Below are 12,184 nucleotides of genomic sequence, written 5' to 3'. Positions count from 1 at the left end.
TTGCCGCCGAGCCGCCGACCGAAGGAAGGAGTTCTCCTTGCATCACGTCAATCGCACCCTGCTGCCCCTGGCTGTCGGCCTGGGTCTTTGTGTTCACGCTGGTCCGGCTGCAGCGCAAGCAGGCGCCGTGCTCGACCGGGTCTACCTGAGCAGCGCAATCCCACTGGAAAGCACTGAATTCGGCGCTCGCTGGGATTACCCAGGCCTGTCAAGCGGAACCCAGGTCGATTACTACGACGACTTGGGTTTGCCCCATTTCGATGAGTCCCAGTGGAAAGCGGGTGTGACCTTGGCCGACTCGCACCGGCTCCAGGCCACGCGCTGGAAGATCGGGAACGCCTATCGAGGCAGGACCACTCGGCCAATCACCATCGATGGCAGCGGATTCTCGAGTGGCACGGCAATCTCCAATTCGCTGGACGCCAAGATAGAGACGCTTTCCTATACGTGGTTCCTGGCCAAGGATGCCAGGCAGGCATGGGGTATCGGGTTAGGTACTTCCCGAGTTCGGATTGAAAACAAGCTGAGTGCCATCGTCGAGGGATTTCCGGGTGAGTTCGAGATCGACAGTAGCGCCAGCGAGCGTGTCACCCTGCCGCATGTCAGGGCTGAGTACGCCAGACGGATAGGCGATTGGCGAGTCGGGGCGGATGCCTCGCTCGGCCGCAGGAGTGGAGACCGGCTGGCGGCTCGGAGCCAAGAAGCCAGCGTAAGCCTCGAGTACCTTCCTGCGTCCGTGATGGCGATAGGAGTGCGCTATTCGATCCATCGCACCGAACTGGAGCGAAACAACCCTGCGGCGTCCGGCATGCCGGCCCCCGCGTCAACGTTCAGCGGCAACTTCCGCATCCGCAGTGCGACACCTCACCTCTACATCACGCTGCGCTATTGAAGGGAGGCAGCCCGTGTGGCGGAAAGCGACGCCCGCTATCCAGGCAGCTGCGGGAAAGAATCTTGCCCTTGAGACGTAGAACCGGGGTGACACGGGAGAACGGGTTGCCAAGGAATTGCACTCGCCCGGCGCACCCGCGGACACAACAAAAAACCCGCCTCGCGGCGGGTTTCTTTCAACGCGTTGATTCCGCTCGGGAATCTGGTGGCTATGGGTGGACTCGAACCACCGACCCCAGCATTATGAGTGCTGTGCTCTAACCGGCTGAGCTACATAGCCGCGTGAACCGCGTATTCTTCATTTCGACCCCCCGCCTGTCAAGCCGGCGGCACGTGCTTGTCGCCTGCGGCGGGGCATGGCAGAGTCGGTGGCAGTAGATTTCAGGAGTCCGCATCGTGATCGATCCGGACGGCTACCGACCCAATGTCGGCATCGTGTTGATGCGGCCGGATGGCCGGGTGTTCTGGGCACGACGCGTGCGCCGGGATGGCTGGCAGTTTCCGCAAGGCGGCATGAACACGGACGAGACGCCGGTCGAGGCCATGTATCGTGAGTTGCGCGAAGAAACCGGCCTGTTGCCCGAACATGTTGAAGTTCTGGGTGTCACGCCCGGTTGGCTGCGGTATCGACTGCCTCCCCGCGCCATCCGGCGCAACGAACGCCAGGTCTGTATCGGGCAGAAGCAGGTGTGGTTCCTGTTGAGGCTGGTGGGCGACGAGGCGCATCTTCGCCTCGACCTGACCGAAAGCCCGGAGTTCGACCACTGGCGCTGGGTGGACTTCTGGTACCCGCTCGAGCATGTGGTCATCTTCAAGCGCCGGGTCTATGCCAGCGCGCTGGAGCACTTGGCCACCTTCGCCCGGACGGTCGCCGGTCCGCAGGCGATCCCTCCCCAGCTGCCCATGCCCCGGTCGCAGGATGCGCCCCGACGCCGGGGTCGCGACCGACCGCTGCGTAAACGTGGCGGCGTGGGCGAACCCCTCAAGAATTGACAATCATTCTCATTCGGGGTGGAATAGCCCCGGGCCGTCCCGTGCCCGCCGCATCACCACCGCCACCGTGTACGTCTGCATCTGCAACGGCGTGACCGACCGCCAGATCCGCGAAGCCGCCAGCGCCGGGTGCACCACCATGGCCGAACTCACGATGCGGACCGGTGCCGGCGCCAACTGTGGCAGCTGCCTGGACATGGCGATGGACGTGCTGCAGGCCGCCCAGCCCGCACCTCGCGAGAGCGTGTTCCCGATCATCGGCCTGTCGCACGCCGCCTGACGATCCCGTGGCTGCGTTGCAGCGCGGTCGCATCACCGAATGATCACGATTCGCGTTCCGTCACCCGCGGCGCGCACGGGCTAACCTTCGCCGTCCTTCCGCCCACGGAGCATGGCCATGAAAGGCGATACCAAGGTCATCGAGTACCTCAACAAGGCGCTCTACAACGAGCTGACCGCGATCAACCAGTACTTCCTGCACGCCAAGATGCTGAAGAACTGGGGCTTCAGGGAACTCGCCGAGCACGAGTACAAGGAATCCATCGACGAGATGAAGCATGCCGACAGACTGTCGGAGCGCATCCTGTTTCTCGATGGCCTGCCGAACTTCCAGGCGCTGGGCAAGCTGCGCATCGGCGAGACGCCGCGTGAAATCCTCGAATGCGACCTGGCGCTGGAACACGAAGCGCTGCCGCTATTGCGCGAGGCGATCGCCCATTGCGAATCCGTCGCCGACTACGTCAGCCGGCAGCTGTTCGTCGCCATCCTCGATTCCGAAGAAGAACACATCGACTGGCTGGAAACGCAGTTGTCGGTCATCGACCGCATCGGCGAGCCGAATTATCTGTTGACCAAGCTCGAGGGCGACGACTGAGGCATGGTCGCGACGGCCGGCGGCTGCAGCAGCGGCCGGCCCAGCTGCTGCGCCGCATAGCCTTGCAGGGCCATGCGCGCGCGCGCGTACTCGGCGATCACCAGGGCCACGGCCACGGCCGGACGTTCCAGCTTCCGCGCACGGGCGCCCAGTTCCACCCGCTTGGCCGCGGCCGACAGGGCCATCGCGCCGACGTTCGCGCTCGACGACTTCAGCGTATGCGCGGCGTCACGCATCGCATCGAGGTCGGGCACGGCCGCCGCCTTCTCCAGCGTGCCGATCAGGCGGGGCGCGTCTTCGAGGAAGATCGAAATGATGCGCGTGGTTTCGTCGCCGGCGATCTCGCGCAGTTCCTCCAGCATGGTCTGGTCCAGGACCGGGAAACTCGGCGCCGGCGCCCGGGCCGTCGACACGGCGGGGGCGGGGATCGCCGGTTCGGCGTTCGTCACCAGGGCGGCATTGCGGAGCACGAAGTTCATGCGGTCCGGCAGCCAGCGGTGCAGGCAGCCTTCCAGTTGTTCGCGCGACACCGGCTTGGCCAGGTAGTCGTCCATCCCGGCATCGAGGCAGCGTTGCCGGTCGCCGGCCATGGCATTGGCCGTCATCGCCACGATCGGCAGGCGACCGCCGTCGGCGCGCTGCGCCTCCAGCTCGCGCCAGCGCCGCGTCGCGGCATAGCCGTCGAGCACCGGCATCTGGCAGTCCATCAGGATCAGGTCGAAGTGCTCCACCTGCATGCGCTTCAACGCGATGTCGCCGTTGGCCGCCGTCTCGCACGAGAAGCCGAGCGCGGACAGCAGCTTCTGCGCCACCAGCAGGTTGACCGGGTTGTCCTCGACCAGCAGCAGGCGGGGTTCGGTCCGCATCGCGCTGACGACCGCGGACTCGGGTTGCGCGGTTGCCGGCTCTTCCTCGGGCGCGGCGGAGAGGCGCGCGACGCCTTCTGCTTCAGTGTGAGCGGGGGGCGCATCCGCCGGCGGCGCCGCGATGTCGGCCAGCTCCGGGAACATCCCGTCCAGCGCTTCGTTCGCCGGCTCCTGTTCGGGTGCCGCGCCGGTCAGGGCGGCGCGCAGGTCGGCGTCGGGCGATTGCCGTGACAGCAGCGTGCTGCGGGGATGCAGTTCGACGGGCACGGTCTCGTCGCCGTACAGCCACACCAGCCGCAGCGCGTCGGGCGAAGGACGCCGCGTGATGGTCCGGTGCAGCGCCAGCGCCGTGCTGCGGATGCCGCCGACGTCGGCCAGCACCGCCAGATAATCCTGCTGCCCCTGTTCGCCGACCAGGCGCAGGCGATCCAGGGCTTCCTGCGTCGTTTCCACCGCCACCGGCTGCATGCCCCAGTTGGTCGCCAGCAGCGTGAGACGTTGGCGCAGGCGCGCGTCGGGCGACACGATCAGTACGCGGCCGTGGTCCAGCGCGCCGTTGTCGCGCTGGCGCAGGTCGCCGATGATCTTCATCAGCGGCACTTCGAACCAGAAGGTGGAGCCGCGCCCCACCTCCGACACCACGTCGATGCGGCCGCCCATCAGGTCGACGATGCGCCGGCAGATCGCCAGCCCCAGCCCGGTGCCGCCGTACAGGCGGGTAGTGGAGGCATCGGCCTGGCTGAAAGAGTGGAACAGGCGATGGCGCGCGTCCTCTTCGATGCCGATGCCGGTATCGCGTACTTCGAATCGCAGCAGGTGCTGAGCGGCGGTTTCGCCCAGCCGGCGCACCACCAGCGTGATCGTGCCGCGCTCGGTGAACTTGATGGCGTTGCCGATCAGGTTGGTCAGCACCTGGCGCAAGCGGACCGGATCGCCACGCACGGGCAGCCGAACGGCGGGGTCGAGTTGCAGGCTCAGGCGCAGGCCCTTGTTCTCCGCCGGCCGGAACATCAGCTGCAGCACGCCGTCGAGGAGTTCGCGCAGGTTGAAGCCGGTGATCTCCAGGTCCAGCTTGTTCGCTTCGAGCTTGGAGTAGTCGAGGATGTCGTCGACGATGCGCAGCAGCTGGTGCGACGACGCGGTCGCGGTGCTCAGCATCTCGCGCTGGTCGGCGGCCAGTGGCGCCCGCGACAGCATTTCCAGCATCGGCACGATGCCGTTGAGCGGCGTGCGGATCTCGTGGCTCATCGTGGCCAGGAACTCGCCCTTGGCCATCGCGGCGGACTCCGCGGCCTGCTTGGCGCGCACGAGTTCCTGCTCAAGGCGATCATGGCGCTGCAGGTCACGCTGCAGACCGTCGCGTTCCGATTCGGCCATCGCCGCGCGCGCCTGCACGCCCGCGTGGCGATGCGCCTCGCTGCGTGCGTTCAGGGCGGAGGCCACGGCGGCGACCAGTGCAAGGGCGGCCATGCCTGCGGTCAGCGGCAGCCAGGGGCCCGGTACGCCGGACCAGTGCAGGCCGAGCGCCACGCCCAAGGCGGCGACACCCGCCACGGTCACCCAGGGCATCACCGGCGTACGACCGGCCGTGGGCATCGTTACAGCACCGCGTTGTGGAAATCGAAGCCGAGTTCGCTGCCGACCGCCTGCACCAGGTTGCCCTGGATGAAGTCGACGCCGCCCATCCACATGGCGGCCGCGGCCTGGGGGTCTTCGATCTGCTGGCCGATCACCTGCAATCCCTGGCGGTGGGCGTTGTCGATGATGCCGCGCAGCTGGTCGCGCAGCACCGGATCCGCATGCGCGCTGGCGTATTTGCTGGAAACGCGGACGAAGCCCAGCGGCAGCTGCGTGAGCAGGGCGTCGGCTTCCGCGCCGGGTTCGAACTGGCTGAGGCAGAACTGCACGCCGGCTGGCATCAGCTGCTGGCAGAACTGGCGAAGGGTGACGGTATGGATCAGCGCATCGGCCAGGCGCAGGTCGATGACCAGCGACGTGCCTTCGATGCCGCGCGCGCGCAGCGCGTCGAGCAGCCACTGCGCATGCGATTCGCGCGCGAGCGAGCGCGGCGACTGCGAAACGAACAGGCGCAGCGAAGGACCGGCCGCTTGCCGTTCGGCCAGCACGTACAGCGCGTGTTCCAGCACCCAATGGTCGATCTGGGCGATGCCGCCGGCCAGTTCGGCGGCCGGGATCACCTGCGATGCCGGCAGCAGCGAGCCGTCGGGCTGGCGCATGCGCAGCAGCACCTGGTACTGCGCCTGGTCGCTGCCGGCGACGGCGACGATCGGCTGGTAGGCGAGTTCGAACTGGCCGTCCTCCAGCGAAATGCGGGGCGCGTCGTCGTCGACTTCGGCAGGCACGAATTCGGCTAGGCTGTCGGGCTTCAGGCGTGCCTGCAGGACCGCGCGTTCGATGGCCTCCAGCGCGCTGCCGGCGTCGGCGAAGCCGAGCGACAGCGCGGTGTACCCGACCGAGCCGCGGAGCTTGAGGACTTCGTTGGGACGCGTCTGGAAATCGTGGCCCGCCAGGCCGTCGCGCAGTTGCTGCGCGAGCGCGGCGAGCGTGGCTTCGTCGACGCTGTCGGCCAGCATCAGGAAACTGTTGTCGTTCAGGCGCGCCACCGGATGCGGCGACGCGACGGAGGCCAGTTGCCGGCCGGCCTGGTTCATCAGGTGCTCGAACACCGCGTAGCCGTAGCGCTCGCGCAGGCTCAACGCGCTGTTGACCTCGACGAAGAACAGGCCGCCGCGCGACTGGCGCTGCAGCGAGTCCGCCAGTTGCTGCAGCACGAAGCTGCGCGTCGGCAGGCCGGTGTCGGTATTCACCGACGGCCGCGGCGCCTGCAGTGCCTGGCTGCGCTGGCGCGCGCGCTGGATGCGGTTGGAGACCGCGGCGATCAGGTGCCGGGGCCGGATCGGCTTGTTGAGGAAATCGTCGGCGCCGCTTTCGAGCACCTCGAACTGGCGTTCCGGGTCGGGATCACCGGTCAGGAACACGATCGGCAGGTGCAGGTACTCCGGCTGCTGCCGCAGCAGCATGGTCAGCGACATGCCGTCCTTGCCGGGCATGTGCAGGTCCATGAGCACCAGGTCCGGACGGAAGCGGCGCATGGTGTCCAGCAGGCCGTCGGACTGCATCTGCACTTCGGCCTGCATGCCGGCGCCGTGCAGCACGCTCTGGGCGAACAGGGCCTGGCCGCGATCGTCTTCGACGATCAGCACGCGATACGGGGATTCCGGATCGACCGGCTCCGGCGGCGGGGCGGGCGCGGTCGCATCCGTGGGCGCGGCAGGCGCAGCGGCCGGGGCGGCGACAGGCGGGGGCGGTGGCGTCTGGGTCATCTCGACGGGCTCTCCGGCTCCAGGGGCATCCGCCGCGTCCTCAGGGGCGGCATCGTCCACCCAGCGGCGCCAATGGTGCGCCGGTGGTGTTTCGGCCCGCAGGCGTGAGCGTGAAGGCTCGTCCTGCGGGCGGGATGTGGCATCGAGCGTGGACATCAGGCTTCCCCAAGCTGAGCCCCATTATGCGATGAAGTTCACGACCGAGGCGGAGTCATGATTACCGATGCACCGGCGCCTGTCACGGGCCGGAGGCCGGGGGCGAGGCATGTGCCGGGGGCGCGGCCTGCAGCAGACGCTTCACGCCACGCGCAAGCTTGCGCCAGACCCACCAGACGGCCGCCGCGATCAGCAGCGACGTCCCGATCACCAGCAGCAACGCAATCCAGGGGTGCGCAAAGGCCAAGGCCAGCCCGCCGACCACGACCGCGTCCTCGGTGACCGACGCAGCCCAGTTGCTGACCGGCTCGGGCGACGTGTTCATGAGTGCGCGTGTGCCGCTCTTGAGCACGTGGCTTGTCAGGGCGACCCCGGCTCCGGCCGCCAGCACGCCCCCGCTGAGCTGGCCGTCCGGCGACAGCGTGGCGGCCGCGAGGAAGGCGCCGGCAGGCACCCGGGCCAGGGTCTGCAGCAGGTCCCAACCGGAGTCCACGCCCGGGATCTTGTCGGCGAAGAACTCCGTCAGCGCCAGCGCACCGGAAGTGCCCAGCACCCACCACGATTCGGTCGCCTGCAACGCGGGGGGCAAGTCGAGCCAACCCAGCGCGCCGGCCAGGCCGACGCCGAACACCGTCAGGTAGACGCGGATCCCCGCCATCCATGCCAACAGGATCCCAATTACGAAAAGATGCGCTTCGGACATCCCGGCCACTCCCGTTAGACTCTTGGGCTCGCGCCACTGCGGCGAGTATAGGGGTCCCGTGTGGCTGCCGGCTGAGCGCCGTCCGCCGCTTGTCCGTCATGCCTGCGCCTGTTCCTTCCCGCTTCCGGATCGTGCCGCGCGACGCGGCCGTACGCCGCCGCGGCACCTCGCTGCTCTTCCTGGTGGCGTGGGTGGCCAGTCTTGGCGCGGTCTGGTGGGTAGCCAGCCACACCGCCGCGCCGCGGCTGGCGCAGGCCGATGCGGCGCGCACCCAGGCCGAGCGCGAACTCGAGGCGGTGAGCGCCGAACTGACCACCCTGCGCCAGCGCGAATCCACGCTGGCCCGCTCAGACCAGATCAGCCGCGCGGCCAATGCCGAAGTGCAGGAGGGTCTGGCCGAGCGCGACGAGGAAATCGCCGCGCTGCGCGCGGACATCGCGTTCTACGAGCGTCTGGTCGGATCGACCAGCCAGCGCAAGGGCCTGAGTGTCCACGTTGCCGAATTCGCGCCTGAAGCCGGCGGCACCTGGCGCTACCAGATCATGCTGACCCAGACCATGAACCGCGGCGCGATCAGCCAGGGCCAGATGCGCTTCATCGTCGAAGGGGTCCGCGCCGGCAAGCTGGCCACGGTGCAGTGGGACGAGCTGCACCAGCAGCGCAGCGCCCCGGCGCAGGCGTATTCCTTCCGTTATTTCCAGCAGTTGGATGGCAACGTGATGCTGCCGCCGGACTTCACCCCGCAACGCGTCAAGGTGTCGTTGCATGGCGAGGACGCGGCGGTGGAGCAGGCCCTCGACTGGAAGACCGCCACAGCCGCAGGAGGCGAGTGAGATGTTCAAGCCCAAGCCCATCCGTCCCGACGTAGGCGCCATCGACACCCTGATCGGTCCGCAGGTCACCATCCGGGGCGACGTCGTGTTCAGTGGTGGCCTGTACGTGGAAGGCCACATCCAGGGCAAGGTGATCGCCGAAGCCGGCGGTCGTGCGGTGCTGACCCTTGCCGAACAGGGCAGCATCGAAGGCGAGGTGCAGGTGCCGGTGGTGGTGATCAACGGGCGCATGACCGGCGATGTCCATGCCCTTGAGCGCATCGAACTGGCCGCCAAGGCGCGCGTGCAGGGCAACCTGCACTACAAGGTGGTCGAGATGACTGCCGGTGCGCAACTCACGGGGCGGCTGGTGCATGCCGACGCGGTGCCCGCGGACACCGGCGCGCACGAAGCGGCACCGACCGACGCCTGGGCCACCGCCGACGCCTGACGGCGCCATTCAGAGCCCGCTGGGAACGGCCGCGCTATCCTGCGGCCATGAACGCTAGGCCCGTCCCGCCGAACGTACCTCCGCCCCGTTTCAAACGGGGGCCGGTCATCGCGCTCTCGGTGCTGGGCGGCGTACTCGTGCTGGGCGGCTGGGCGCTGTGGCACGCGCTGGCGGGCGACGCGGAGCCGGGCCCTACGCCCGCGCAACTGCGGGTCCAGCAACAGCGCATCGAGGTGCTCGAGCAGCAGGTCGCCACGTTGTCCCGCTCCGACCAGATCAGCCGCGACGCCAACCGCGACCTGCAGGCCACCCTGTCCGAGCGCGACGAGGAAATCGCCGGCCTTCGCGCCGATGTCGCGTTTTACGAACGGTTCGTCGGTGCCACCGCGCAACGTCGCGGCCTGTCGGTGCACGAGCTCATCCTGCAGCCGCAGGACGAACAGGCCTGGCACTTCACCGCCACGCTCACGCAGAACCTCAACCGCGGCGCCGTGAATGCGGGCCGCCTGCTGGTGTCCGTGGAAGGGACCGAGGCCGGCAAGCTGCGCCGCCTGGCCTGGGCCGACCTGCGGCAGCAACCGAATGCACCGGGCGTACCGTACTCGTTCAAGTATTTCCAGCAGGTCGAGGGCGACCTGCTGCTGCCGCCCGGTTTCAAGCCCGTGCGCGTCATCGCCCGTGTCGTGCCGCAGAGTGGCGCGGCCGTGGAACAGTCGTTCCCGTGGGCGCAGGCGTCGGCGAAGAAAGGTGCCGGCGAAGGCGCCGGCACGCGCTGAACTTGAACTGCCTTCCGCCAGCCCCCATCCTTGCCGCATGACCACCGTCGTTTCCCTGCCCACTGCCGCGGCCGCGCCCGATTACCAGTCGATCGACCGCCCGCTGAACTTCACGCCGGCGGCGGCCGCCAAGGTGCGCGAGCTGATCCAGGAAGAAGGCAGCGATTCGCTCGCCCTTCGCGTCTACATCCAGGGCGGCGGGTGCTCGGGATTCCAGTACGGGTTCGAGTTCGACGAAAACCGTGCGGAAGACGATGTCGCCGTGGATACCGATGGCGTGTCGCTGCTGGTGGATCCGCTGAGCCTGCAATACCTGATGGGTGCCGAGGTGGACTACAGCGAAAGCCTGCAGGGTGCGCAGTTCGTCATCCGCAACCCGAACGCCAAGACCACCTGCGGCTGCGGCAGCAGTTTCAGCATGTGACGCTCGGCCTGCCGCGTTCCGTGACAGGTCACGCTTCCCTTTCTGCACCGCTTTCCGGGTTCGCCTTCGCGGGCGACACGCTGGACCGCGCCGACGCCTTGCGCGACGACGCCGACGCGCTGGCGCGCCTGTGGCCGGACGCGCGCGTGCTGGTGCTGGACGATGAAGGGCGCGCGATGGCGGATGCCGACGGTGCGCTGCTGGCCAGCGCAGGCGCATCCTTGGGCGGGGGTCCCGGCGCCAGCCTCTTCCTTGGCGTGCGCGACGGCGTGGCGTGGTTCGCCGCGCATGCCCGCCACCATGCGGTGGAAGCGCCCGCATGGCGTGACCTGCGGCGTGCGGCGGCGACCTGGCCCGCATTCGAGTCGGGTGTTTTCGCGATGGCGCGCGCGCTGCTGCATTGGCAGTCGTCGACCCGTTTCTGCAGTGCCTGTGGCGGTGACATCACGTTCCGCCGGGCCGGGTACATCGCGCACTGCACCCAGTGCGGCAAAGACCACTATCCGCGCGTCGACCCCGCCGTGATCGTTGCGGTGAGCGACGGCGAGCGCCTGCTGCTCGGCCGACAGGCATCGTGGCCGCCACGTCGCTATTCGGTCGTCGCCGGTTTCGTGGAACCCGGCGAGACGCTCGAGCAGACCGTCGCCCGCGAAGTGATGGAGGAAACCAGGGTGCGGGTGCGATCGTGCCATTACCTGGGTGCGCAACCGTGGCCCTTTCCGGGTGCGTTGATGCTGGGCTTCTGTGCCGACGCCGAACCCGACCTGCCGCAGGTCGACGGCGAGCTGGAGGACGCGCGCTGGTTCTCGTTCGATGAGATCGACGCCGCGCTCGCGCGCGAGGGCAGCGACGACGGCGAGGGCCTGCTGTTGTCGCCGTCGATTTCGATCGCGCGCGCGCTGATCGAGCACTGGCACGCCGGCATGCGCGCGCGCCTCGCGCCCACGGCAGCCGAGACCGGGCGTTAACAGCCCCCCACGCTAGAATCCCGGCCGGAGGAGCCCGCATGTCGATCACGCTCGTTGCCGTCGTGCTTGCGCTGGTGCTGGGCCATGTCGCGCCTACGCTGGTCGCCTCGCTCCGTCGGTACGCGTGGTACGACGCGTGGCTTCACTGGCTGGGCGAATCGGCGGGCGGCGCGTGGCAGGCACGCCATGGCATCGCACTGGCGCTGGTGCCGGTGCTGCTGGTGGTCGCGCTGCTGCAGTGGCTGCTCGATGGACCGGTCTACGGACTCGTGGGCCTGGTGTTCGATATCGCGGTCCTGGTCTATGCGTGGGGTCCCCGCGATCTCGATGTCGACGTCGAAGCCGTCATCGATGCGCACGACGCCCCGAGCCGTCGCGCCGCCATCGCGCGCCTCGGCTTGACGGGCGAGACGGCGGCGCTGGATGGTCCCGCGCTGGTGGAGGCCGTGTTCGCCAATGCATTGCGCCGCTGGTTTGGCGTGCTGTTCTGGTTCCTGCTGCTCGGCCCGGTGGGGGCGATGCTCTATCGGCTTGCGGTGCACAGCCGCGCTTCGGAGGCCCTGCCGGAGCAGAACCGGCGCGGGACGCAGGTGCTGACGACGGCACTCGAGTGGCCGGTCGCGCAATTGATGACGCTCGCGATGGCGCTGGTGGGCAACTTCGATACGGTGTTCACCGCATGGCGTGAAGCGGGCGGCACGCGTTTCCGCCTGGACACGGGCTTCCTGCCGCACGCCGCCCGCGCAAGCGTGCGCGGCGAGCTGGCGGAGGAGGCCGAGGAATATGCGGAGGAGGGCATGGTGCAGGCCATGCGCGACCTGCCCGAACTGCGCGATGCGATGAGCTTGGTGTGGCGCATCCTGCTGCTGTGGCTGGCGACGCTGGCAGTGTTCGTGATCGGCGGCTGGGTCAGCTGAGCCAGCGTG

Annotated in this window: 13 protein-coding genes and 1 tRNA gene; 10 read left to right on the top strand and 4 right to left on the bottom strand. The window is 68.4% G+C overall.

Annotated elements, in window-relative coordinates:
• Positions 1 to 37 precede the first annotated feature (37 nt).
• On the top strand, positions 38 to 892 hold the full coding sequence (locus ACSQ19_RS05235; protein ID WP_299347138.1) for a hypothetical protein: 855 nt from the start codon (positions 38 to 40) through the stop codon (positions 890 to 892).
• A 202-nt stretch (positions 893 to 1,094) separates the two neighbouring features.
• Here ACSQ19_RS05235 and ACSQ19_RS05230 read toward each other — a convergent pair.
• Positions 1,095 to 1,171, bottom strand: a tRNA-Met gene (locus ACSQ19_RS05230).
• Positions 1,172 to 1,287: 116 nt separating this feature from the next.
• Here ACSQ19_RS05230 and ACSQ19_RS05225 point away from each other — a divergent pair.
• The 3 genes from ACSQ19_RS05225 to bfr all read left to right on the top strand — a co-directional run bounded on the left by ACSQ19_RS05225 (position 1,288) and on the right by bfr (position 2,758).
• Entirely contained in the window at positions 1,288 to 1,884 is a 597-nt protein-coding gene (locus ACSQ19_RS05225) for an RNA pyrophosphohydrolase (protein WP_296281908.1), read from the top strand.
• Between the two features lie 67 nt (positions 1,885 to 1,951).
• Complete coding sequence (locus ACSQ19_RS05220; RefSeq protein ID WP_296281909.1) at positions 1,952 to 2,164, top strand: (2Fe-2S)-binding protein; 213 nt, start codon at positions 1,952 to 1,954, stop codon at positions 2,162 to 2,164.
• Between the two features lie 117 nt (positions 2,165 to 2,281).
• Positions 2,282 to 2,758, top strand: coding sequence for a bacterioferritin (bfr, locus tag ACSQ19_RS05215; RefSeq protein WP_299347135.1), 477 nt, complete (start codon positions 2,282 to 2,284; stop codon positions 2,756 to 2,758).
• Here the strand turns inward: bfr and ACSQ19_RS05210 are convergent.
• The 3 genes from ACSQ19_RS05210 to ACSQ19_RS05200 all read right to left on the bottom strand — a co-directional run bounded on the left by ACSQ19_RS05210 (position 2,725) and on the right by ACSQ19_RS05200 (position 7,827).
• Positions 2,725 to 5,178: an ATP-binding protein gene (locus ACSQ19_RS05210; RefSeq protein WP_436001106.1), complete on the bottom strand. Its 2,454-nt coding sequence runs from the start codon at positions 5,176 to 5,178 to the stop codon at positions 2,725 to 2,727. The genes bfr and ACSQ19_RS05210 overlap by 34 nt on opposite strands.
• Positions 5,179 to 5,222: 44 nt before the next feature.
• Positions 5,223 to 7,124, bottom strand: a complete 1,902-nt coding sequence (locus ACSQ19_RS05205) for an EAL domain-containing protein (protein ID WP_299347132.1) — start codon at positions 7,122 to 7,124, stop codon at positions 5,223 to 5,225.
• 82 nt (positions 7,125 to 7,206) lie between these two features.
• On the bottom strand, positions 7,207 to 7,827 hold the full coding sequence (locus tag ACSQ19_RS05200; RefSeq protein WP_299347131.1) for a DUF4126 domain-containing protein: 621 nt from the start codon (positions 7,825 to 7,827) through the stop codon (positions 7,207 to 7,209).
• A gap of 98 nt (positions 7,828 to 7,925) precedes the next feature.
• Here ACSQ19_RS05200 and ACSQ19_RS05195 point away from each other — a divergent pair, with 98 nt between their 5' ends.
• The 6 genes from ACSQ19_RS05195 to ACSQ19_RS05170 are packed head-to-tail and all read left to right on the top strand — an operon-like array spanning position 7,926 to position 12,175.
• Complete coding sequence (locus tag ACSQ19_RS05195) at positions 7,926 to 8,660, top strand: DUF6776 family protein (RefSeq protein ID WP_436000439.1); 735 nt, start codon at positions 7,926 to 7,928, stop codon at positions 8,658 to 8,660.
• Between the two features lies 1 nt (position 8,661).
• The gene (locus ACSQ19_RS05190) at positions 8,662 to 9,090 is read left to right on the top strand and encodes a bactofilin family protein (RefSeq protein ID WP_436000437.1); all 429 of its coding nucleotides are present in this window, start codon (positions 8,662 to 8,664) and stop codon (positions 9,088 to 9,090) included.
• Positions 9,091 to 9,137: 47 nt separating this feature from the next.
• Positions 9,138 to 9,866 carry a DUF6776 family protein gene (locus ACSQ19_RS05185; protein WP_299347127.1) on the top strand — a complete coding sequence of 243 codons (729 nt, stop codon included), beginning with the start codon at positions 9,138 to 9,140 and terminating at the stop codon, positions 9,864 to 9,866.
• A 37-nt stretch (positions 9,867 to 9,903) separates the two neighbouring features.
• A complete protein-coding gene (gene erpA, locus ACSQ19_RS05180; protein WP_213604616.1) occupies positions 9,904 to 10,290 on the top strand; it encodes an iron-sulfur cluster insertion protein ErpA in 387 nt (128 codons plus the stop codon).
• 20 nt (positions 10,291 to 10,310) lie between these two features.
• Positions 10,311 to 11,258, top strand: a complete 948-nt coding sequence (gene nudC, locus ACSQ19_RS05175; RefSeq protein WP_299347125.1) for an NAD(+) diphosphatase — start codon at positions 10,311 to 10,313, stop codon at positions 11,256 to 11,258.
• A gap of 38 nt (positions 11,259 to 11,296) precedes the next feature.
• Complete coding sequence (locus ACSQ19_RS05170) at positions 11,297 to 12,175, top strand: hypothetical protein (RefSeq protein WP_299347123.1); 879 nt, start codon at positions 11,297 to 11,299, stop codon at positions 12,173 to 12,175.
• The last annotated feature ends 9 nt before the right edge of the window (positions 12,176 to 12,184 follow it).

This window comes from Pseudoxanthomonas sp. LjRoot127 (genome assembly GCF_964253495.1).
GTDB lineage: Bacteria > Pseudomonadota > Gammaproteobacteria > Xanthomonadales > Xanthomonadaceae > Pseudoxanthomonas_A.
This window is presented reverse-complemented; position numbering and strand designations above follow the sequence as displayed.